The 21,592-nt window shown below is 71.4% G+C and carries 18 protein-coding genes; 4 read left to right on the forward strand and 14 right to left on the reverse strand.

Features of this window, described 5'->3' with window-relative positions; translation table 11 throughout:
- Window positions 1-76 precede the first annotated feature (76 nt).
- Window positions 77-574: a hypothetical protein gene (locus tag K8625_RS11615; protein ID WP_223782750.1), complete on the forward strand. Its 498-nt coding sequence runs from the start codon at window positions 77-79 to the stop codon at window positions 572-574.
- Here K8625_RS11615 and K8625_RS11620 read toward each other — a convergent pair.
- Entirely contained in the window at window positions 561-1,295 is a 735-nt protein-coding gene (locus K8625_RS11620; protein ID WP_223782751.1) for a DUF2238 domain-containing protein, read from the reverse strand. The genes K8625_RS11615 and K8625_RS11620 overlap by 14 nt on opposite strands.
- A gap of 269 nt (window positions 1,296-1,564) precedes the next feature.
- On the opposite strand from K8625_RS11620, the gene K8625_RS11625 reads away from it, so the two are divergent.
- The 3 genes from K8625_RS11625 to K8625_RS11635 all read left to right on the forward strand — a co-directional run bounded on the left by K8625_RS11625 (window position 1,565) and on the right by K8625_RS11635 (window position 4,945).
- Window positions 1,565-2,572, forward strand: coding sequence for a Gfo/Idh/MocA family protein (locus K8625_RS11625; protein WP_223782752.1), 1,008 nt, complete (start codon window positions 1,565-1,567; stop codon window positions 2,570-2,572).
- A 94-nt stretch (window positions 2,573-2,666) separates the two neighbouring features.
- Window positions 2,667-4,235, forward strand: coding sequence for an AAA family ATPase (locus tag K8625_RS11630; RefSeq protein ID WP_223750699.1), 1,569 nt, complete (start codon window positions 2,667-2,669; stop codon window positions 4,233-4,235).
- Entirely contained in the window at window positions 4,232-4,945 is a 714-nt protein-coding gene (locus tag K8625_RS11635) for a hypothetical protein (RefSeq protein WP_223782753.1), read from the forward strand. Before K8625_RS11630 ends, K8625_RS11635 begins: the two co-directional genes overlap by 4 nt.
- A 161-nt stretch (window positions 4,946-5,106) precedes the next feature.
- Here K8625_RS11635 and K8625_RS11640 read toward each other — a convergent pair whose 3' ends face one another.
- From K8625_RS11640 to K8625_RS11700, 13 genes are all read right to left on the reverse strand, one after another.
- The gene (locus K8625_RS11640; RefSeq protein WP_223782754.1) at window positions 5,107-6,399 is read right to left on the reverse strand and encodes an SH3 domain-containing protein; all 1,293 of its coding nucleotides are present in this window, start codon (window positions 6,397-6,399) and stop codon (window positions 5,107-5,109) included.
- A 141-nt stretch (window positions 6,400-6,540) separates the two neighbouring features.
- Entirely contained in the window at window positions 6,541-7,713 is a 1,173-nt protein-coding gene (gene larC, locus K8625_RS11645; protein ID WP_223782903.1) for a nickel pincer cofactor biosynthesis protein LarC, read from the reverse strand.
- Window positions 7,714-7,718: 5 nt separating this feature from the next.
- On the reverse strand, window positions 7,719-8,471 hold the full coding sequence (gene larB / locus K8625_RS11650; RefSeq protein WP_046716500.1) for a nickel pincer cofactor biosynthesis protein LarB: 753 nt from the start codon (window positions 8,469-8,471) through the stop codon (window positions 7,719-7,721).
- Window positions 8,472-8,495: 24 nt separating this feature from the next.
- Window positions 8,496-9,095, reverse strand: a complete 600-nt coding sequence (locus K8625_RS11655) for a chemotaxis protein CheC (RefSeq protein WP_223750695.1) — start codon at window positions 9,093-9,095, stop codon at window positions 8,496-8,498.
- Window positions 9,092-11,722, reverse strand: coding sequence for a chemotaxis protein CheA (locus K8625_RS11660; protein ID WP_223782755.1), 2,631 nt, complete (start codon window positions 11,720-11,722; stop codon window positions 9,092-9,094). The genes K8625_RS11655 and K8625_RS11660 overlap by 4 nt, the downstream gene beginning before the upstream one ends.
- Before the next feature lie 50 nt (window positions 11,723-11,772).
- Window positions 11,773-12,147 (reverse strand): response regulator, encoded by a 375-nt coding sequence (locus K8625_RS11665; protein WP_046716503.1) that lies wholly within the window; start codon window positions 12,145-12,147, stop codon window positions 11,773-11,775.
- 75 nt (window positions 12,148-12,222) lie between these two features.
- On the reverse strand, window positions 12,223-12,645 hold the full coding sequence (locus K8625_RS11670) for a chemotaxis protein CheW (protein WP_046716504.1): 423 nt from the start codon (window positions 12,643-12,645) through the stop codon (window positions 12,223-12,225).
- A gap of 15 nt (window positions 12,646-12,660) precedes the next feature.
- On the reverse strand, window positions 12,661-13,545 hold the full coding sequence (locus K8625_RS11675; RefSeq protein ID WP_223782756.1) for an MmcQ/YjbR family DNA-binding protein: 885 nt from the start codon (window positions 13,543-13,545) through the stop codon (window positions 12,661-12,663).
- Window positions 13,542-14,885 carry a methyl-accepting chemotaxis protein gene (locus K8625_RS11680; protein ID WP_255653669.1) on the reverse strand — a complete coding sequence of 448 codons (1,344 nt, stop codon included), beginning with the start codon at window positions 14,883-14,885 and terminating at the stop codon, window positions 13,542-13,544. Before K8625_RS11680 ends, K8625_RS11675 begins: the two co-directional genes overlap by 4 nt.
- A 116-nt stretch (window positions 14,886-15,001) precedes the next feature.
- Complete coding sequence (gene thiL / locus K8625_RS11685) at window positions 15,002-15,952, reverse strand: thiamine-phosphate kinase (protein WP_223782757.1); 951 nt, start codon at window positions 15,950-15,952, stop codon at window positions 15,002-15,004.
- Window positions 15,953-15,980: 28 nt separating this feature from the next.
- Window positions 15,981-17,729, reverse strand: coding sequence for a hypothetical protein (locus K8625_RS11690; protein WP_223782758.1), 1,749 nt, complete (start codon window positions 17,727-17,729; stop codon window positions 15,981-15,983).
- A 110-nt stretch (window positions 17,730-17,839) separates the two neighbouring features.
- Entirely contained in the window at window positions 17,840-19,732 is a 1,893-nt protein-coding gene (locus K8625_RS11695) for a Hint domain-containing protein (protein WP_223782759.1), read from the reverse strand.
- A gap of 191 nt (window positions 19,733-19,923) precedes the next feature.
- The gene (locus K8625_RS11700; RefSeq protein ID WP_223750688.1) at window positions 19,924-21,531 is read right to left on the reverse strand and encodes a hypothetical protein; all 1,608 of its coding nucleotides are present in this window, start codon (window positions 21,529-21,531) and stop codon (window positions 19,924-19,926) included.
- Between the last annotated feature and the right edge of the window lie 61 nt (window positions 21,532-21,592).

The following is a 21,592-nucleotide window of genomic DNA, read 5'->3' on the forward strand; positions in this document are numbered from 1 at the left end:
CACGCAGGCGGAGGCCCCAGACTGGCTCCGGGCGCGGCATGAAGGTGGAGTGTCTCCACGTCAGGGGGAGCACTCCATGTCCGGCGAAATCCAGGGCGCCTGGTTCAAGGCCATCCTCGGCTCGATGACGGCGGCGGCGTCGCGTTTTCCCACGCACCAGCGCACCATCAACGGCATGCGTGACGACACGTGGTACGCGTGGGAGGACTACGTGCACATCATGCGCGAGCTGCACAAGTCGCTGGGAGACCGGGCGGTGGAGGCCATCGCCCAGCGCTCGGGGATGCGCACGTTGCCGCTGGCGCGGGCCAGGGGCTTCGACTCGGTGGAGAAGGTGTTCGGAGACTTCGACTCGGTGCTGCGCTCGCTGGTGAAGGGGCTGCCCTCGACGGACAGCGCGCGCACGGTGGCCTTCATGCCGCTGGCGGCGGAGCTGGAGAGCGGCTCGCGGCTGCCGGCCCCGCTGCTGTTGGGGACGTTCCGGGGCTTCCTGATGGGCTTCGGGAAGATTGTCACCGAGGCGAAGACGACGCCTCGCATGGGGATGCAGCGCTACTCGCTCAAGTGGATGTGACGCGGGCGCGGGTCACCAGGCGCTCCACGCTCCTCAGGTGGGCGCGGCCGAAGAGGAGCATGGCCAGCACGGCGCCGCAGAGGGCGAGGAACATGTCCCACTGCGCATCCCAGATGTCGCCCTGGGTGCCGAGGAACGCGTCACCGCCGGCCGGGTCCAGCGCGAGCGCGGCCCACCACTCGAGCAGCTCGTAGAAGGCGCTGATGGCCAGCGCCACCGAGCCGGTGAGGAAGTTGAGCCACCCGCCCCGACGCAGCGGCGTGGAGCGCAGCAGGACCTCGCGGATGATGAACGCGGGGAAGAAGCCCTGCACGAAGTGCCCCAGCCGGTCGTAGGGATTGCGCGACAGCTCCAGCGCGTCGCGCACCCAGTTTCCCAGGGGCGTGAGCGCGTAGGTGTAGTAGCCGCCGTAGGTCAGCACGAGGATGTGCAGGAAGACGCAGACGTAGACCCAGCGCGACATCGGGAAGCGGCGGAACGTGGCGGCCAGCGCCATCATGCCGGCGAGACCGGGGCCCACCTCCAGCAACCAGTTGAGCTTGCCGGCGGGGCTGAGGAAGAACGTGGCGACGAGGATGGGCGCGAGCACGGCCGCGAGCAGCAGCGGGGTGCGCGCCTCCTCACGGCTCCCGCGCACGGGCGGATAGAACGGCGCGACGCTGTCGACGGCGGGAGCGTCGAGCGGGACTGCGGGCTGCATGGCGGGCCTTTGCTCGGTCATGTCCGGACTCGGGGAGGACGGGCGCGGCGCAGCATGGCATGGAGATGGAACGGGCGTCGCCGGGTCGCGCGCGCGCCAGCGCTCGCGGGCTGTACCGCATGACGAGGCGCCATGACGAGGAGGCGCGAGAGGCACCTCCGTATCACTCTCAAACGCGCACGCGGGTCCCCATGGCGGGCGGCACGGCAGGACAACGTGCCTCATGGCATGCAGGCGCATGAGGTCACTCACGAGCACGCACGCGGGGCATCTCTGGCAGGCTGCGCCGCATGACGACGCGCATCGGCATCATCGGCACCCGATGGGGACTCATGCACGTGGGTGCGTTCCGCGCGACGGGCGCGCAGGTGGTGGCGCTGTGCGGCCGCTCACCGGAGTCCACGCGCGCGGTGGCCGAGCGTGAGGGGATTCCCCTCGCCACCACGGAGGTCCATGAGCTGTGCGCCGCCGTGGACGCCGTCGTGGTCGCGAGCCCCGACGCACTGCACGCGCCCCACCTGCTCACGGCCCTCGAAGCCGGGCGCGCGGTGCTGTGCGAGAAGCCCCTCACGCGCACCGTCGAGGACGCTCGGCGCGTCGTCCTCCGCGCCCGTGCGCTGTCGAGCCCCAGCGCCGTCAACTTCCCCTACCGCATGCTGCCACCCCTCCGAGCCCTGAAGTCCTGGCTCTCGGGGCGCAAGGTGCAGCACCTCGTCGTCACGCTCCGCACCGGCTTCGTCTCGCGCCATCCATCCAACGTCGAGGACGCCTCGGGAGATTGGGGCGGCCTGTCCCACGTGCTCGACGCCGCGATGTGGCTGACGGACGCGAAGCCGCTGTGGGTGCAGGCCACGCTCTCCGGTCGCCCCGTCCACACCGCCGCGCTGCACGTCGGGCTCTCCAACGGCGTGGTGCTCGTCCTCACCCACGCCGCCTGCGCGGAGCCCGGCATCCACGGAGGCTGGAGCCTGCTCGGCCAGGACTGGGAGGTGGGCTTCTCCGCGGGCTATGTGCCCTCACGCGAAGGCTGGTGCATCTCCTCCATCCGCGGCTTCGAGCACGGCGGCTGGAGCGACGTCGCCCCCGGCGCCGAGCCCCACCCCGGACAGCTCGAGCCCTGGGCCCAGGCCCACGTGGAGACCGCGCGCCGGTTCCTCGGCCTGCGAGGTCACGCGCCTCGCGACGGGCTCGCCACCGTGGAGGATGGTGCCCTCGTCCAGGAGGTCCTCGCGGCGGCGCTCCGCTCCGACTCCGAGGGGCGTCGAGTCCCCATGACGCACACCTCCAAGCACGGGTGACCCCACCCTCGCGCTCGCTCCCCTGTCGGGCGCAAGCCATTGCAGGGGGCCCTCGTTTTCGTCTGGCGAGGGGGCCCACTAGAGTAGCGGGGGAATGTCGTCCCCCACCCCTGGCAGCGCCAACGCCCACCGTCCCGCCGAGCCATGGCTCGAGGAGCTCGACATCCTCGTGCGGGCCCGCTACCCGCTGCTCTACCTGGTGTCGTGGGAGGAGCACCGCGTGGACGCCATCCTCGCGGAGCTGGCGCGCGCGCATGGCAAGGCGCTGTTCCAGTGGTCCATCACCAAGGGCCTGCGCGCCTCCGGCACCACGCGCGCCGCGCCGCTGCCCGACGACACGCGCAACCCCCTCGACGCGCTGGCCGCCATCGAGAAGCTGGGCGAGCCCGCGCTGGTGGTCCTCAAGGACTTCCATCCCTACCTGGAGGAGAAGGGCGTGGTGCGCGCCCTGCGGGAGCTGGCGCACTTCCTCAAGAGCACCTTCACCACCCTCATCCTCCTGTCGCCCACGCTGCTCATCCCCGTGGAGCTGGAGAAGGAGGTCTCCGTCATCGACGTGCCCATGCCCGGGTACAACGACTTGCTCAAGCTCCTGAGGGAAATCGTCGCGGTGGTGCGCCGCACGAACAAGGCGACCATCGAGCTGTCGCGCGAGCACGCCGACCAGCTCATCAAGGCCGCGCTCGGGCTGACGATGTCGGAGGCGGAGAACGCCTTCGCCAAGGCCATCGCCCATGACGGCAAGCTGGGCCCCGAGGACATCAAGCGCATCCAGGACGAGAAGCGCCAGGTGATTCGCAAGAGCGGGCTGCTCGAGTACTACCCGCCCGAGGAGTCCCTGGGCAACGTGGGCGGCCTGGAGTACCTCAAGGCCTGGCTGAGCCAGCGCACCGCGGCCTTCGGCGAGCGGGCCCGACAATTCGGCCTCCCCGAGCCTCGGGGGCTGCTGCTGCTCGGCGTGCAGGGCTGCGGCAAGAGCCTCACCGCGAAGGCCATCAGCGCGCACTGGAACCTGCCGCTCCTGCGCCTGGACATGGGCCGCATCTTCAGCGGGCTCATCGGCTCGTCCGAGGAGAACCTGCGCAAGGCCATCCGCGTGGCCGAGGGCGTGGCGCCGGTGGTGCTGTGGGTGGACGAAATCGAGAAGGGGCTGTCGGGCGTGGCCTCCTCGAGCACCGCGGACAGCGGCGTGTCCGCGCGCGTCTTCGGCACGCTGCTCACGTGGCTCCAGGAGAAGACGGCGCCCGTGTTCGTCGTCGCCACCGCCAACCGCATCGAGGGCCTGCCCCCGGAGGTGCTGCGCAAGGGCCGCTTCGACGAGATCTTCTTCATCGACCTGCCCGAGCAGGCCGAGCGCGAGGACATCTTCCGCATCCACCTGCGACGCCGGAAGCGCGAGCCCTCGGACTTCGACGTGGCGGAACTGGCCACGCTCACCCAGGGCTTCAGCGGCGCCGAAATCGAGCAGGTGGTGGTGGCCGGTCTGTATGAAGCCTTCGCGGAGAACTCCGAGCTGGCGCAGCAGCACCTGGTGCGCACCCTGCGGGACACCTTCCCGCTGTCGGTGACGATGCGGGACGAGATTCGCCGCCTGCGCGACTGGGCCAAGGGGCGCACGCGTCCGGCCTCGTCCTCGGGCGCGCTGGTCGAGAGGGCGCCATGAGTCCCAAGCTGTCGCGCTTCCTGCACCTGGAGAAGGACCGGAGTGAGCGCTCGAAGCGCGAGCAACCCTCCCAGTTGCAGGACGGTGGCCGCCGCTTCGAGGACATCGCCGAGCGCGGCGCGATGCCCCAGGGCGACGTCCCCGAGGCCCACCTGGAGCGCTTCAAGGCGGAGGCGCCCGTGGTGCTGGAGCCGCGCGCCGCGAGCATGGAGGAGGCCTGGGACTTCCCCCGCTGCGCCATCTGCGACTCCGACAACGGTCGCTTCGCGAAGCTCTGTCAGCAGTGCGGCGCGGACCTGGGGACACCGCAGCAACTGGAGCATCGGGCCAGGCTCGCGGCGGAGCGGCGAGAGGCGCGCGCCCGTGAACTGGGCGAGGAGCGACAGGGCGCGCTCGAACGGCTGGAGCAGGAGCGCCGCGCGGACTCGGAGCGCTACGCGTATCTCCTGGAGAAGCTGCGCGCCGAGGAGCAGTCCTACCGGGGCTGGCGCATCTTCGCGCGGCACTCCACCGTGGGCACGGGGCTGCTGGCGCTGCTGCCCAACACGCTCACGCGGTGCCTCACGGTGGCGGGCTGCGTCGGCGTGTGCGCGGGCCTGATGCGCTTCGGGACGGGCAACACCCGCGTGGTGGGCGCCTGGCTGCTCATCGTCTTCGTGCTGCTGTTCGTGCCCAGGTCGGCGTTGCGCCACCGCTGGCGCCTGCGCTGACCGCCGCCCTCTTCGAGCCGGAGAAGGAGCGCGCTCGCGACTGCTGCCGCCGCTGGCGCCTCCGTCGAGCCAGCGAGGCACCGCGTGCGCACGGTTCCTCGCGGTGCTCGCGCTGACCGCTCCCCCTTCGCACCGAGGAAGCGGTCGCGCTCACACGGGCACTACCCGCCGGTGGTCTCGGTCTCCGGGGTGCTCGCCCCGTTGACGGCGATGGCGCCGGCGTTGCCGCGCATGAAGGCATCCAGCTCCGCGGGAGACAGCTCGATGGGAGCCGCCGTCGGCTTCGTGTGCGCGGGGTCGCAGACGATGAAGTTGCCCTCGGGCGTCCTGCCCACCACGGCGACCAGGTGCTGGGTGGAGCCGTGCTGGCCCTTCCACGTGTCCGCCTTCTGGTGCCACTCGTCGGGCACGCCATTCCGCAGGTCCGGCGCGCCGTCATTGTCGCTGTCGACGTAGAGGTTCCCCTCGGGGCTCACCAGCGCCTCGGGCGTCCCCTCCGGGGCCGGCTTCTTCTCCACGAAGGTGCCGGAGATGACCACGGTGCTGCCGTTGTCGATGGCCGTCATGATGGCCGTCGAGTTCGCGGCCACGCTCGACGTCGTCCCACCCGCCGCGGCCACCGCGTTCTCCACGTCCTTGAAGCCGGTGAACGTGGAGTTCTCGTTGCCCGTCCCATCCAGCGAGTACGCCAGCGTGCCGTCCTCCTTCGTGTAGACGCCGTCGCTGTCCGTGTCGTCCGCCTGGTTGCCCCAGTAGCGCACCGCCTGCACGTCCGCGCCCGTGGTGCCGTTGTGCTCGATGCCTGGGATGGCCGGAATCTCCAGCCCCTCGTTGAGCAGCGCCGTCAGCGTGGAGGAAGGTCCGCAGTTGGCGTTGCTGGCGTCGCCGCCCACCTCCTTCTCGGCGGCGAACTGGTTGACGAAGACGCTCTGGTACGCGGCGGCGGCCGGCGTGGTGATGCCACCCGTGGCGGCGGGCTGCGCGGCCTCCTCCGCCGTCAGCTCCCGCGTGAACTCCGCGCTCACCCAGCCCGTCTCCCCGCCGGGCCCGCGCACGTAGATGAAGCCGTTCTTCTCCGACGACCCGCCATCCGGCGGCGTGGCCACCTCCAGCCGCGCGCCCGAGGGGAAGCTGCCCGTGGGCTTCTGGGACGTCCCCGCCTCGGGGCGGAGGTTCAGCGTGTCATCCCCCGTGGTCACCGTCCGCTTGTCCCCCGGCTGCACCTGCCCATCCCCCTGGTTCGCGGAGACCGGGGCGGCGGTGACGGGGGTGGCGGGAGGCGGGATGACGGTGGGGCTGCCGAGAATCACCGTCGGCGGCGGCATGACGTTCAAGGCCACCGGAGCCCGTGCGGGCTTGCCCTGCTCGAACGAGGACACCGCGAAGTCCACCACCGCCTTGGCCGCCGGCTGCATCGCGGGCGGCACCGCCTGCTGGACAGTGGCGTTCGCCACGGTGCGGATGATAGGACCCAGACCCCTACGAATTGCATCAGTCATGTAATTTCCCCCTCTGCTGAAAACATTCTACTCGAAATGTTTTCGCATGACCAGGGCCCGGCGTTCATCCGTCATCTGGACGCGGGCTGAGTCACGTCAGGAGGGCAGGCCGAGCGCCACCAGGGCGGCGGCCACCACCTGCTTCACGGGGACCCCGGCGGCCTCGGCGACGCGGCGGCAGTCGTCGAACTCCGGATGCGCGTTGAGGACGGCGCCGTCCCGCAGGCCGCGCTTCACGCGCACGCGCCCCCACGGCGTCTGCACCTCCACCCAGTCGCGCGCCAGGGCCTGACGCTCGACGCGGTGGTAGCGCACGCCCAGGGACGTGGACTCGCGCAGGAGCAGGTCCACCGTGGTGTCGCGCAGGCCGCCCTCCACCAGCGCGCTCAAGAGGTGCCCCGGGCGGCCCTTCTTCATCACGACGGGCGCCACCCACGCATCCAGCGCGCCCACCGCGAGCAGCCGCTCCACCAGGTGCCCCAAGAGCTGCGGCGTGGCGTCGTCCAGGTTCGCCTCCACCACCCACAGGCCCTCGGTGCGCGAGTCCTCCAGCCGCCCCAGCGACGCGCGCAGCACGTTGGGCCTGTCGCGGAAGTCCTTCGTGCCCACGCCGTAGCCCACCTTCTCGACGATGAAGTCGGGCGGGTGGCCAATCTTCGCGAGCACCTTGAGCAGCGCCGCGCCGGTGGGCGTGGTCAGCTCACCCACGCCCTCGAAGCGCACGGGCACGTCTCGCAAGAGCTCCAGCGTGGCCGGCACGGGGATGGGCATCATGCCGTGCGCCACGCGGATGGAGCCGCTGCCCAGGGGGGGCGGCGCCGCGTGGACCTCCGGGTCGCCCAAGAGCTCCAGCACCACCGCCGCGCCGCAGATGTCGACGATGGAGTCCACGGCGCCCACCTCGTGGAAGTGGATGTCGTCGATGGAGACGCCGTGCACCTTCGCCTCGGCCTCCCCAATCGCGCGGAACACCGCGAGCGCCCGCTCCTTCGCGCGGGGCGGCAGCGTGGACGCGGACTCGATGAGGCGGCGGATGTCCGCGTAGGCGCGGTGCGGATGGGCCTCGCGCGCGTCCAGCACCACGTCCAGGTGCGTGCCGCTGATGGCGTGGCGCACCGCGCGGCCCACCGCCAGCTTCCAGCCCGGGACGCTCAGCCCCCGCAGCGCCGCCTCAATCGCCGCGGGCTCCAATCCCAGGTCGATGCCCGCCGCCAGGAACATGTCCCCGGCGATGCCGCCCACCGGCTCCAGGTAGAGGATGCGCCGCATGCCGCTCACCGCCGCCCCTTCGTGCGCGAGACGAGCGCGGCGTAGAAGCCCCCGCCGAAGCCGTTGTCGATGTTCACCGTCGCCACGTTGGAGGCGCACGAGTTCACCATCGCCAGCAGCGCGGACACGCCCTTGAAGTTGGCGCCGTAGCCCACCGACGTGGGCACCGCGACGATGGGGATGCCGACGAGCCCGCCCAACGCGCTCGCCAGCGCGCCCTCCATGCCCGCCACCACCACCGCGGCGTGGCACTCCTGAATCTCCTCCCGGCGCCGCAAGAGCCGGTGGATGCCCGCCACGCCCACGTCGTAGACGCGGCGCACCTCCGCGCCCATGGCCTCGGCCGTCACCGCGGCCTCCTCCGCCACGGGGATGTCGCTGGTGCCCGCGGTGACGATGGCCACGCGGCCCGCGCGCACCTTGCCCTGCTTGAGATGGAAGATGCGCGCCACCGGGTGGTACAGGCCCTTGGGGAAGCGGGCCACCAGCGCCTCCGCCTTGTCCGGCTGCAGCCGCGTCACCAGCACCGTCTGCTTGCGCTCCACCAGCGCGCCGACGATGCCCAGCAGCTGCTCCACCGTCTTGGGCTCGCCCAGCACCACCTCCGGGAAGCCGAAGCGCAGGTTGCGGTGGGTGTCGAGCGTCGCGTACCCCAGCTCCGCGAAGGGGAGGTCCTTGAGCTTGCCCACGGCGTCATCCACCGAGACGCGGCCCGACTTCACGCTCCCCAAGAGCTGCTTCAGCGCCTTCTCATCCATGGCGCCCCTGTACCCCGAAACGGGCTACACGCCCAGCCGCGCCAGGAGCGCCCGGGAGCTGTCGCGCTCCAGCACCAGCAACAGCTGCCCGCTCACCGGGGGCGTGGCCGCCGCCATGAAGCGCGCCTCCAGCACCACCACGCGGCCAGGGTCGCCCTCCACCTGCCCCACCGCCGCGCCCACCAGCTCGCGAGCGCTCGCCCGCCGCAGCGTGGGCACCGACGGCATCAGCCGCCAGGACGTCAGCTTGCCGATGGCGGACAGGCACGCGCTCGCGACGATGTTCGCCGCCTCCGACACCGCGCTGTCGCGCTCGGCCTGCCCGCACTCCTGCGCGCCCAGCAGCAGCGTCTCCAGCGCCTGCGCATCCGAGGCCGGCAGGGCCAGCATCAGCACGCCCCGCAGGGCCCCGGTGATGGCGAGCCAGGCCGCCACCGCGGACGCGTCGCCGCCCAACAGCCCCGCGGCGTCCTCGGGACCGGTGAGCACCACGCGGGGGACGGACAGGTCCACCTGACGTCCGCCCATGAGCCGGGAGAGCGCGTTGGCCGCATGGCCGCAGCCGATGTTGGCCACCTCGCGCAGGGCATCGAGCTGCGCATCGCTGGGAAGAGGCAGGCTCACGCGGACAGTAACCTCGGAACATCCAGGATGAAGACCGGACGGCCGCTGCCGAGGATGGTCACCCCGGAGAGGCCGGGCAACAGGTCCAGCGGGCGCGACAGCGGCTTGAGCACCACTTCCTCCTGGCCGAGCAGCCGGTCCACGCCCAGCGCCACCCGTCCGGAGTCCCCCTCCATCACCACGAAGGGCCGCACCCCGCGCAGGCCGGGCGCCGGCACGCCGACGAGCGAGTCCAGCGCGTGCACGGGCAACAGCGAGTTGCCGTGCGGCAGGAGCGCCGTCTCGCGGCTGCGGCTGAGCGCGTCGCTGTCCGCCTCCGTGGCGCCCACCACCTTGGCGATGGGCAGACCGAAGACCTCCTCGCCCACCTCCACGAGAAGCAGGTGCACCACCGCCACCGTCAGCGGCAGCCGCAGCGTGAAGCGCGTGCCCCGGCCCGTCTCGCTGTCGATTTCGAGCGTGCCACCCACGCTCTCCACCACGCGCTTGACGGCGTCCATGCCCACGCCTCGGCCGGAGATGTCCGTCACGTCCTTGGCCGTGGACACGCCCGGCAGGCACGACAGCATGAAGGCCTCGCGGTCCGTCATCCGCGCGGCGGCCTCCGGGGTGAGCAGCCCGCGCGCCACCGCGGCGGACTTCAGCTTCGCGGGGTTCATGCCGCGGCCGTCGTCCTCCAGCTCGATGATGACGCGGTCCCTGGCGCGCTTGACGGCCACGAGCACGCGCCCGCGCGGGCCCTTCTTCGCGGCGACGCGCTCCTCGGGCGACTCCAGGCCGTGGTCGATGCAGTTGCGCAGCAGGTGCAGCAGCGGGTCCGCCAGCTCGTCGAGGATGGCGCGGTCCAGCTCGATTTCGGCGCCGGTGATGACCAGGTCGACCTCGCGCTCCTTGCGCCGGGCGATGTCGCGCGCGGCGCGGGGGAGCCGGTCGGTGATGAGCGACAGCGGCGTCATGCGCGCCGTCATCACCTTGTCGTGCAGGTCCTTCACCAGCGTGTGCAGCCGGTAGACGCCCTCCTCCAGCGCGGGGCGCACGTTCTCCGGCAGCACCTTGCCCACCTCGCGCAGGCGCGCCGTGGCGAGCATCAGCTCACCCACGGTGTCGAGGAAGTAGTCGAGCAGCTCCGTGCGCACGCGCACCGTGCGCGACGAGGAGTCCGCGCCCACGCCGCGCCCCGCCTCCGCCGCCGACGCCGGGGCGACCACGGGGAGGGGGACCGCCACGGCGGGCTTCACCGAGACGACGTCCACCTCGGCCACGTTCTTGAGCGACTGCTGGATGCCCGCCTCGCCCACGGACGTCTCCAGCTCCAGCTGGATGTAGCCGTCCGGGATGCGACCGGCCTTGAGCTCCTCGAGCGCGGGCCGCAGGTCCACCAGCGTGCCCAGCGTGGTGAGCCGCTTGTGCACCAGGAAGGCGCGCACGCCGGGCACCTGGCACGTGGGGGAGATGCGCAGCCGCACCGCCCAGCGCTGCGTGCCGCCTTCGGGGCGCTCGCCGGGCAGCGGCGCCGTGGAGGCAGCCTTGAGCGCCGTGCCCAGGTCGTTCAACGCCACGTCACCGAGTCCGAGCGGGGCTCCCGTGGACGCGTTGCCGTGCGGAGAGGACGCGGGCGCGCCGATGCCGAGCACCTCGCGCACACCGCCGACCCCCGGGTCCAATGAGGTCAGTCGGGGGGGGACCGGCGACTGGGGACCGAGGTCCGCGCCGCTCGTGCCCGTGGGGCCGTTCGATGGGGAGGACGTGCCGGGAGCGGCACCGGACGCAGAGGCTGGACCACTGGCCGTGCCGCCCGGTGAACCGTTGCCGCCCGTCGAGCTCACGCCGCTCGTCGAGCCTGCACCGTCACTCGCGCCGCCAGACGAGCCCGCACCACCTGCCGCGCCCGTCGCGCCCCTGCTGCCCGCCCCCGGGCCGCCGGTCGTGCCAGAGCCACCCCCGCCAGCACCACCATCCGTCGAGCCCGCGCCGGAGGAACCACCACCCGTGGCACCCGAACCACCCGTCGAGCCCGCGCCAGAGGCGCCACCACCGCCTGCGCCGGAGCCACCCGTCGAGCCCGCGCCCGAACCACTCGCGCCGGAGCCACCCGTCGAGCCCGCGCCCGAACCACTCGCGCCAGAGCCACCACCCGCCGTGCCCGAGCCGCCCCCGGAGCCGCCCGAGGAATCTCCGCCGTCGGAGCCCTCCGGCTTGAGCACGGTCACCTTGGCGACGCGCGTGGCGGTGGGGGCGTGGCCCGTCATCGTGGTGACGCGGGCGGCGAGCTGCGCCAGGAGCGGGGCGGCTTCATCCGGAGGATGTCCCTCGGCCACGGCGCGCACCTGCGCCAGCAGCGTGTCCGAGGCACTCAGCAGCAGGTCCACCAGGTCCCGGTCCAGCCGGCTGCGGTCCTGCCGCACGGCGTCCACCAGGTCCTCCACCCGGTGCGCCAGAATCGCGATGGGCTCGAAGCCCATCGACGACGCCATGCCCTTCACGGAGTGGGCGTGGCGGAACATCGAGTCCACGGCGCTCGAGGACCCCTCGCGCTCCAGCTGTACCAGGTCCCTGCCGAGCGCCTCGAGGTGCTCGGTGGCCTCCGAGATGAAGAGGCCCAGGTAACGGGACATGTCCATCGTCATGCCCGACCTCGTTCAGAAAGCGCCGAGTGACCGCCCGCGGGCGACGTCGCTCACGCCCCTCCCACTCCCAGGACCTTCTTCACCACACCCAGCACGTCCTCGGCGCGGAACGGCTTGACGATGAAGTCCGAGGCGCCCGCCTCGATGGCCTCCATCACCAGGCTCTCCTGACCGAGCGCGGAGCACATGATGACCACCGCGCTGCTGTCGTGCTTGATGATCTCCCGCGTCGCCTCGATGCCGCTCTTGAACGGCATGACGATGTCCATCGTCGTGAGGTCGGGCTTGAGCTCCTTGTACTTCTCCACGGCCTCCAGGCCATTGGCCGCTTCGCCGACGACCTCGAACCCTCCAGACGCGAAGATGTCCTTGATCATGTTGCGCATGAAGATGGCATCGTCGACGACCAGGACCCGCTTAGCCATGTGAAGAACTCCGCCTCCGAATCGCCTAGCCTAGAGGAGCGCGCACACTAGCACCCGCGCTTTCCAGGGGGCTACTCACTTGGAATGGGTGAACAAGGCAACCACCGCGGCGTCCAGTCCCTCCGGGTCCAGCACGGTCACTCCCAGCCCACCCAGCCGGGCGACGCCACGGATGGCCGGTGTCGACTTCCCCGGCGCCGTGCTCACCCGCTCGACCGCCTCGATTCCATCCACATCCGTCACCAACAGTCCCAGATCCCTCCGGCCGCGGTCCAGAAGAACCACGCGGGACGGGGGCGAGGCCCCATCCGGGAGCCCCAACAGCTGGCGCAGCTCCACCACCGTCACCACCCGGCCCCGCAGGTTCATCACCCCGGTAATCGCAGCCGGCGCGCGCGGCACCCGGGTGAAGCGCTCCGGAGGCACGACGACCTCCCGCACCGCCGACAAGGGCAGTCCGTAGCGCTCCTTCTCCACCCGGAAGATGACGTGCCGCACAGAGGTCGTGTTGTATCAGCTTTGCATTGAGCGGGACGCCGTGGCGCGTCGCGCCGTGCGGGGCCGCTTCCCCCCGGGCGCCACTTTCCTCGCGGACGGTTTGCCTGCCGCCGCAGCCACCTTCTTGCCAGGACGCTTCACCTGCGCGCCCGAGGTCTTCGAGCCTGCGGGTGCCGCCTTCACCCCCACGGCCTTCGCCTCCACGCCCGTCGACTTCACGTTCGCGCTCACCGTCTTCGGCTTCGTGGCGGCTGGCTTCAGCTTCGCGTCCGACGACTTCACCTTCGCGCTCGCCGACTTCGCCTTCGCACCAACCGCCTTCACCTTCGCGCCCGTCGACTTCGCCTTCGCGCTCACCGTCTTCGGCTTCGCGGCGGCGGGCTTCAGCTTCGCGTCCGTCGCCGTCACCTTCGCGCTCGCCGTCGTCAGCTTCGCGGCGGCGGGCTTCACCTTCGTGCCCGACGACTTCGCGCCCGACACCGTCGACTCCGCGCCCACCGCCTTCGTCTTGCTCGCGGCGGACTTCTTCACCACGGACGCACCGTCCCCCAGGGACTTGGGCGCCACGGCGCGGAAGCTCTCCTGGATCCACAGGGCCATCAGCTCCACCGGGACCTCCTGTCCGGGGGAGAAGCGCGCCGTCACCCAGCCGCTCTTGCCCAGGCCGTAGCCCGTGGGCTCGGCGAACGGGAGCATCAGCGCCGCCTCGTTGGACGTGGGCAGCTTGGTGGTGACGCGCAGCCCCTCCTCGTCGAGCACGAGGATGGCGAACATCTTCCCGCGCACCTTCGCGGTGCGGTGTCCCCAGGGGAACTCCTCGGTGACGTCCGGCAGGGCGAGCATCACCTCGCGCAGCCGCGCCTCCGCGGCGCCCAACACGACGGTGGCGCCCTGGCTCATGGCCCCAGACGGAAGCTGCGCACCACGCTCTGCAGCTCGACGGAGAGGTTGGTCAGCTCGCTCGCCAGCGACGTCATCCGCGACACGGCGGCCGTCTGCTCCTGGATGACGGACTGGATGGCCTCGGTGGAGGCGGCGTTGTTGCGCGCCACCAGCTTGATCTCCTCGATGGCCTTCACCATCTCCTCGCTGCCCTTGTGCTGCTCGCGGGTGCTCTCGGAGATGAGGTGCACCTTCTCGGAGCCCTTGCGGATGGTGTCGGTGATGGCGCCCATGGAGCGCACGATGTTGGTGAGGTCCTCGCGGCCCTCCGCCAGCTCCGCGATGCCCTCCTTCATGGCGCTCACCACGGACGTCGACTGACCGGAGATGTCCCGCGCCAGCTTGGAGATCTGCTCGGCGGAACGGCCCGCGCTCTCCGCCAGCTTGCGCACCTCGTCGGCCACCACCGCGAAGCCTCGGCCGTACTCACCCGCGCGCGCCGCTTCAATCGTCGCGTTGAGCGCCAGCAGGTTCGTCTGCTGCGCCACCTGGGTGATGGCGTCGACGATCTTCGAGATCTCCTGCGTCTTCTCGCCGAAGGCGAACACCTGCTGGCTGGCGGACTCGATGCGGTTGAAGACCTTCTTCACCTTGTCGCCGGCCAGCCGCGCCGCCTTGGAGCCATCCTCCGCCGCGCTGCTCGTCTCCGCCGTCGTGCGCGCCGCGTCCTCCGCGCTGCCCGTCGTGCGCTGGATGCTGCTGGCCATCTCCGTGATGACCTTGGAGGCCTTGGACACCAGCTGCGACTGCGTCTCCGCGCCGCCCGCGATGATGTTCATCGACGAGCCCACTTCCTCCGTGGAGCCGTTGACGTTCTCCGCCGAGCGCTGCAGGTCGATGGCCGTGTCGGCCACGCTCTTGGCCGTCTCTTGGATCTTGCCCACCAGCTCGCGCAGGTTCTCCTGCATGCGGATGATGGCGCCCGTCAGCTCGTCGATTTCGTCGCGCGTGCTGCCGCCCTCGGCGGCCACGGGCTTGGACAGGTCGCCCTGCGAAATCTCGTACGCGGAGTTGCTCAGCACCTTCACGCGCGTGACGCGCGCCAGCAGCGACGGCAGCGCGAAGGCGGCAAGGCCGGTGATTCCAATGGCCCCGAGCATCCGGATGGCCACCTTCCACTCCGCCACCTGGTCCAGGCCCAGCATCTCGACCAGCCCTTGCGCCAGCGGCTCCGAGGCGACCATCCAGATGGTGAGCGCCAGCCCCAGCACCACGTAACCCTTGGTGATGCTGGACTGGAGGGAGACCACCTTGGTCGTACGACGCCCGTCCACCGCGGCGCGCACCAGGCGCTGCAGGGGCTCGCGGCGAGGCGTCAATCCGGGGGCAGTGTCGTCACGTAGGGGACGGCGCACGGGATGCTTTCGGGGGAGGGGCGGAAGCGCCCTGGGTTTAGCCTTGCTGTCGGGCAGGGTCAATCCACCCGGGAGGCTTGTCGGAAGTGGTCGAACCCGCCCGGCCGGCGCACGTCGCGTCCGGACTCGTCGTGGATCACCCACCCCACCCCCTCCGAGAGCGCCCCCACGCGCGTCACCGGATGGCCGCCCCGAGCACACGCCCGCTCGAAGGCACGCCCCCGCGCCGGGGGGACGGCCATGAGCAACTCGTAGTCCTCCCCGCCCGCCAGCGCCCCCTCGGGGCCCAGCTCCCGCCGCACCGCGGCCGACATCGGCAGCTTCGCCAGCTCCACCACCGCGCGCACCCCGGACGCGGTGCACAGGTGACCCAGGTCCTGTGCAAGACCATCGGAAACATCCAGTGCCGCGGATGCGAAGCGCGCGGCGAGCTGGCCCAGGGCGACGCGAGGTCGGGGGCGGCGTTGGCGTTGGACGCTGGCGCCGCGCTTCACCCCGGCGCGCAGGTGGGCGAGCCCCAGCCTCGCGTCGCCGAGCGTGCCGGACACGTAGAGCCAGTCACCGGGCCGGGCCCCCGCGCGGGTGAGCGGAGGGCGGGAGAGCTCGCCGGTGGCGGTGATGGTGATGGACAGCTCGCGCGCGGAGGTGAAGTTGCCGCCCACCAGCGCCACGCGGTGCTCGCGGGCGAGCGCCGCCATGCCCCGGGCGATGCCCGACAGGTGCGCGGGAGGGAAGTCCCTGGGCAGCGCGAGCGCGCAGACGAACCAGCGCGGCGTGGCGCCCATGGAGGCCACGTCCGAGAGGTTCACCGCGAGCGCCTTGTGGCCGATGTCCGCGGGGGAGAAGGACGCGCGGGTGAAGTGCACGTCCTCCACCACGGCGTCGGTGGTGACGCACAGCGCCCCGCGCGAGGGCGCGAGCACCGCGCAGTCGTCCCCGGGGCCCACCGGCACCCGGGCCTTGGGGAAGTGGCCGAGGAAGCGGCGGATGAAGTCGAACTCACCAGGCATCGTCCGACAGCAAAGACCAAGGGCGCGTCTATTGGAAGACGCTGAGGCCCACGCCGGGCACCTCGCCCCCGTGCAGCCAGGTGGCCACGGCGTCGCCCCGCGCGCCCACGGCCACGTGCGCAAAGCCCGTCTGTGCGGAGGTCTCCGTGTCGAGCCAGGTCGCGGGTCCCCAGCCTCGGCCGAGGACGTAGCGACTGGCGGCGATGCGCCGGCCGCCCTCGACCTCCTGGGTCCAGACGGCGAGCGACTCCCACGGGCTCACCGACACCACCCGCGGGTCCAGGGCGACGAGCCCCTTCGGCGGCGGGGCCACGTCCTCGCGCGGACGGAAGCCGCGGGCGAAGTCGAAGGGCCGGCTGGACAAGCGGGTGACGCCGTCGCGCGCGCGGGGCCAGACCACCAGGGTGCGTCCCTCCCGCTCCGCGGTCGCCTGGGCCGCGCCGGAGCTGCCGAGGACCTCCTCCAGGCGCTCGGGCGTGGACCAGCCCGAGCCGGGCACGAAGCGCCGCGCCCACAGCTCCACCTCCACCTCTCCCAGGCCGCTCCACAGCGCGAGCGCCGTGCCGCCCGGCCCCGCCACGGGCTCCGCGTAGAAGCCGTCCACGCCTGGAGGGCTCAGGCGCTCCGCGGCGCTCCAGCCCTCGGAGGGGGTCCACCGGCTGAACCACGCCACGGGGATGCCCTCCAGCTCGTCGAAGCGGTCCCACCCCACCACCACGTGGCCGTCCGAGCTCACCGACACCCGAGGCGCCAGGGAGAAGCCCGGCGCGGGCGTGTCGATGCGGCGCGCGGGCTCCCAGCCCGTCGCGGGCGAGCCGCGGGTGGTCCAGACGTTCTCGCTGAACGTGTCGCCGTCGAACTGCGTCCAGATGACGGTGAAGCCGCCCGCCGCGTCGCGCGCGAGCTCCAGGTGCGTCGCGTCTCCCAGGGGATGCGCCAGCACGCGGTCCGCCTTGCTCCATCCCTCGCCCGGAACGTGCCGCGCGGACCACAGCTGCGTCGCCGTCGAGCCCTCGCTCTGGAGCCACATCAACAGCACGCGACCCTCGCCGTCGGCGACGACCTGCGGCTGCCGCACCCGGAGCTCGTCGTCCGGGAGCTCGCGGAAGAGGTCCACCTTGCGCGCGGAAGACCATCCCGTGGTCGGCGTGTACTCGCTGGCCCACAGCCACGCGTCGAGTCCGTCGCTCTCGGTCCACACCGCCATCGCGCGGCCGGACTCCGTCACGGCCACCCGGGGCGTCGCCACCTCCAGGCCCGGAGTCCCCACGAGACACGGCGTGGCCCACCACGAGCGGCCCGTCAGGTCCACCGCGGTCTGCGCCGATGGCGCCACGGACGAGAGCCCCGTACGAGCACTCCACGCCTCGAGCCGCTCGGAAGTCCCCGCCCGCGAGAGCTCCGCGTGGGTTCGCCACGAAGCGAAGTGCTCAGGCGCTTCCACGGACAACGCGCGCGCGCGCCCCACGCCAGCCCGCCACGCCTCGGGCGACCCCGACGACCCTACCCGCGCAAGCCCCGCACGGGCGCTCCCCGCCTCGAGCCGCTCGGGCGCTCGCGCCCCCACCGCCGACGGCGTGCGCGCGAGCCCCACGCGGGCCCTCCACGCCTCGAGCCGCTCGGGCGGGCGCACCCGCAGCGGCACCTGACCGGGCCTCCCGGGCTCCACGGCGGCGGGACGCTCCGGACAGAAGCCCGGCGGCGGTGGCCGGGGTGGCGCGTCTCCGCAGGCCAGCAAGCCCATCACCAGCACGCTCATCACCACCGTGTTCCGCATCCGTGCTCCTGTCGTCACCAGGTTGTCTCTCGTGCCCACCCAGACAGAACGCCCCACCGGCGCCAGGCGCGTCGGTGGGGCGGCGGTGCTTCGTTCCTCGAAACCGCGAGCTAGCGCTGCCCCGCCACGAACGCGGGGGCCAGGGCGTAGTCCTTGTGCCACGAGGCCGGCAGACGCTCGAGCGTCTCGCGCGAGTCCGCCACGGGCGCCGTCAGCTCGCCCTGCATCGCGTTGTCACCCACGCGGAAGCCGTTGGCGAACATCGTGTTCGCGTGCTTCCCCGCGCGCGCCAGCTCCTCGGTCGTCCCCAGGCTGAAGTTGTAGACCTTGCCCGTGTACTTCTCGCGCGTGACGGAGGTCAGCGTGGCCACGCCCTCGCGGGTGCTGACCTGGTCCGCCACCTTCAGCTTGCCGGCCGCCAGCGGCCTGCCATCCGCCATGATGACCGGGTGCTTGTCGGTCAGGCTGACCGCGTGGCCCTTGTCGTCACGCAGGTTCACCATCGCGTCGCGCTCGCCACCCACCTGGACGTCGCGCACGGTGAGCGTGTCACCCTTCGCGTTCGTCACGATGCGCTGGCCGCGCTTCACCGACTCCACCGGGACGACGCTGCCATCGGCCAGCACCACCTGCGTGCCCTCCGCCATGCAGGAGTTCCACACCTGCACACCATAGCGATAGCGCGAGTCGGACAGCATGCGCACCGTCACCGAGGCCGGCGTGTTCGCCGCCGTGCCGCAGTTCACCTTGGTGCTCACCGTGATGACGTACTCCACCGGCTGGTTGATGATGGTCTGCATCGCGCAGTTCTCGACGCCCGTGCCCGCGATGGACGTCTCCCGCGTCAGGTCCGCCAGCAGCGTCACGTTCGCCGTCTGGCTGTTGATGGAGCTGGTGAGGAAGGGCGTCAGGTCCGCCTGGCTCATGCAGGTGCCGCCCGTGATGGGCTTGACCAGGCGCACCTTCGAGCCCGGGAGGATCTCCTTGATGACGCAGGCGATGCCGTTCTTGCTGCCCGCGTTGAAGGTGAACTTGGTGGGCACGTAGACGTGGCTCCAGTCCCACGCGCGCGTCAGGGGGAAGTTGTTGCTGGCATCCCCCACCCACGAGGCCGTCACGGCGGGGTTGCGCAGCGCGATGCTCGTCGGGGTGTTGGCCCCCGAGGGCGCCAGCGTGGCGCCCACCGCGGCGTAGTCACAGTCGATGCCGCCGCGCATCTGGCACAGCTCCGTGTTCAGCTTGCCGCTGTTGGGCACCGACAGGCGCGGGTGCTCGAGCGCCAGGTCCGCGCCGCCCGTCGTCGTGCTCGACTGGCCGCGCACGAAGGTGACGACCTCCTCACCCGTGTTCTCGTTCATGGCGATCATCATCGAGTCGAGGATGACCTGCCGGTCCTGGTTCACCGGGATGGCCGGCCGCACGATGACGTCGTCGAAGCTCTGGCCGGCCGCGTACTCCTCGCCGGAGGCCGAGTCCACCACCGTCGTCTGCGTCTCCGCGTTGTTCGCGTTGAAGGCGACGATGTCCGTGTACACGTAGCTGGCGCCGTTGAGGCACGCGGCCCAGGGGTTGCTCTCGTAGACGCGCACCGAGCCGCTGGTGACGCCGCGGGTCAGGTTGAGGAAGTGGTCACAGCCCCAGTTGTTGGCCAGCGGCGCGGCCTGCGTGCCCGCGGCCTGGTGCGCCAGGGCCTTCCTCTGCGCCAGCGCCAGCCGCTCGAAGAGCCGGGGCGAATTGGCGACCGTCTTCCCGGAGCCGCGCAGGCGGTTCATCACGAAGCGGTACTGGGCCGGGTCGGCCAGGTCGATGGCGATGCTCTCGCCACCGGCGCCCCGGGTCTTCTCCTCGAAGACGCGGCGCATGTACTGCGAGTCCTCCACCAGCGTGGCCCCGTCCAACCCCCGGTCCGGGGAGCGCAACGGGCCGGCCCAGGCGGACGTCGCGAGCGCGACGAGCGGCAGGGCCGCGGTAACAGGCACCGAGAAACGCGAGCACGGCTTCATGTGTAACCCCCTCTGCTGCAGTGGACTGCCGACGACGACAACCACACCGACGACACTCAGACCTGCGTGTGGACCGCTGCCCCCCAGGGCGGGCCTGTCTGCCGAAAGGCCCGCGCATGACCGCTACGGCCAGGCGTCCCGACGGGCGCGGGGGTGCGACGACCGCCCGCCGGGACACCTGGAGTCGCTGACTACTGCGCGTTGCAGGCCAGGCCGCAGACGTCCTGCGCCGCCTCCACGCAGATGACGTCCCAGGAGCCCGAGCAGCAGAACGGGTCGCCCTCGCACACCGCCGCCGCGCACGGCGAGCAGTGGGTGGCGATGGGGTTGCCCGGGTTGCACACGTTGTGGCACGGGCGCGGGCGGCTCAGGTACTCCTCCAGGACGGCCTTCCTGTGCGGCAGGAAGACGTTGGTGAGCGCCGGGGAGATGCGGAAGCGCGTGCCCTCGGGCCCCTCCTCCGTCAGCTCGCTCACGTGGGTGAAGCCCAGCGAGGCGGGCCACACCACGCCGCCGCCCAGGTTGTTGCCGTTGCTCAGGTCGTGGCAGCCCGCGCACGACAGCGCCTTGGCGCGGGACACAATCTGGTTGGGCGTCAGCGTGCTGCCGATGCGGGTGAGCTCGTTCTGGATGAGCGTGCGCAGCGCGGAGGCGTTGTTGCCGAAGTGGAAGGTGTAGTTGTTCTCCGTGCCCTGCGCGTCGGACTGGCCCGCGTTGAACTGGTCCTGCACGTCCATGTTGAAGAGGTTGACGTCGTTGCGCGCCAGCGCCTCCACCTGGCTGGCGAAGAAGAAGCGGAAGTCCTCGGCCCGGGCGTGCGTGGACGTCGGGCTGAACAGCGGGCCGAACGGGTTCACCTTGTCCGTGGAGAGGATGGCCCTCAGCGACGTGCACGTGCCGGCCAGACACGTCTTCTGCAGCTTGAACTCACGCAAGAGCCAGTTGGCCTGCATGAACTGGTTGGTGCGAATCTGGCCCGCGACGGTCGCCGGGTCCGCGCCGTAGTTGTCGATGTGCACCACCGGCCGGAAGCCCGGCAGGCCCTGCAGATAGAACGCCCGCAGCTGCTGGGTGCGCGAGGCCACATCCGGGTTGGTCGTCAGCCGCTGCCAGAACTCCGCCACCGGCAGGCACCCGTCCAGCCCCTCGTCCTGGTGGGGGTTGGGCAGCACGGCCTCGAAGATCATGAAGTTGCGCTGGCCGGCGTTGGTCTCTCCGGACCTGCGCGCGAAGACGATGCGGTACTCGCCGCAGTTGGAGCCGTCCGCGGGCGCCAGGTCGAAGCGGTTGAACAGGCCCACCGCCCGGTAGCCCTGCGTCGCGACGTTGAACGGGTCCTGGCCGGCCTGGGCGCCCTCCGCATTGCGGCACTGGTACGGGAAGCTGTTGAAGACGGACTGCGAGCCCGACATCTGGTCGTTGCAGTGCTGGTTCGGGTTGATCTGCCCCGGCGTCGGGTTCTGCGTGTCCCAGAGCTGGCGGTAGAGCTTGAGGCCCGTCATCCCCGCCACGCCGCTCTGCACGGCGAGCTGGTCCATGACCTCGCGCAGGGAGAAGTTGTTGACGATGGCCGTCTCGGTGACGATGAGCGAGCGGAACGTGTTGACCGTCACCGTGTTCATCGCCGACTTGTCGCCGGAGGCGAGCAAGAGGCCGATGCCGCCGCGCTCGGAGTGCAACGGCGCGGGCCGCGCGGCGGGTGGGGCCTCGGCCTCCACCACGTCCTCCTGCGTGCTACAGCCGGCGAGAGCCAGAATCGATGCCAAAGCAAGACACGAGCGCCGGATGCGCTTGTCCATATGCTCCCCCTCTTCGGATTGACACAACTGGTTTCACCACGTCTGTCCAACGCGCGCCCTT

This window comes from Myxococcus sp. AS-1-15, assembly GCF_020037055.1.
Classification (GTDB): domain Bacteria; phylum Myxococcota; class Myxococcia; order Myxococcales; family Myxococcaceae; genus Myxococcus; species Myxococcus fulvus.

Coding starts and splice junctions, on each gene's coding strand:
- K8625_RS11615 (WP_223782750.1), top strand. CDS start 77: ATGTCCGGCGAAATCCAGGGCGCCTGGTTCAAGGCCATCCTCGGCTCG.
- K8625_RS11620 (WP_223782751.1), bottom strand. CDS start 1,295: ATGACCGAGCAAAGGCCCGCCATGCAGCCCGCAGTCCCGCTCGACGCT.
- K8625_RS11625 (WP_223782752.1), top strand. CDS start 1,565: ATGACGACGCGCATCGGCATCATCGGCACCCGATGGGGACTCATGCAC.
- K8625_RS11630 (WP_223750699.1), top strand. CDS start 2,667: ATGTCGTCCCCCACCCCTGGCAGCGCCAACGCCCACCGTCCCGCCGAG.
- K8625_RS11635 (WP_223782753.1), top strand. CDS start 4,232: ATGAGTCCCAAGCTGTCGCGCTTCCTGCACCTGGAGAAGGACCGGAGT.
- larC (WP_223782903.1), bottom strand. CDS start 7,713: ATGCGGCGCATCCTCTACCTGGAGCCGGTGGGCGGCATCGCCGGGGAC.
- larB (WP_046716500.1), bottom strand. CDS start 8,471: ATGGATGAGAAGGCGCTGAAGCAGCTCTTGGGGAGCGTGAAGTCGGGC.
- K8625_RS11660 (WP_223782755.1), bottom strand. CDS start 11,722: ATGACGATGGACATGTCCCGTTACCTGGGCCTCTTCATCTCGGAGGCC.
- K8625_RS11665 (WP_046716503.1), bottom strand. CDS start 12,147: ATGGCTAAGCGGGTCCTGGTCGTCGACGATGCCATCTTCATGCGCAAC.
- K8625_RS11675 (WP_223782756.1), bottom strand. CDS start 13,545: ATGAGCCAGGGCGCCACCGTCGTGTTGGGCGCCGCGGAGGCGCGGCTG.
- thiL (WP_223782757.1), bottom strand. CDS start 15,952: ATGCCTGGTGAGTTCGACTTCATCCGCCGCTTCCTCGGCCACTTCCCC.
- K8625_RS11690 (WP_223782758.1), bottom strand. CDS start 17,729: ATGCGGAACACGGTGGTGATGAGCGTGCTGGTGATGGGCTTGCTGGCC.
- K8625_RS11695 (WP_223782759.1), bottom strand. CDS start 19,732: ATGAAGCCGTGCTCGCGTTTCTCGGTGCCTGTTACCGCGGCCCTGCCG.
- K8625_RS11700 (WP_223750688.1), bottom strand. CDS start 21,531: ATGGACAAGCGCATCCGGCGCTCGTGTCTTGCTTTGGCATCGATTCTG.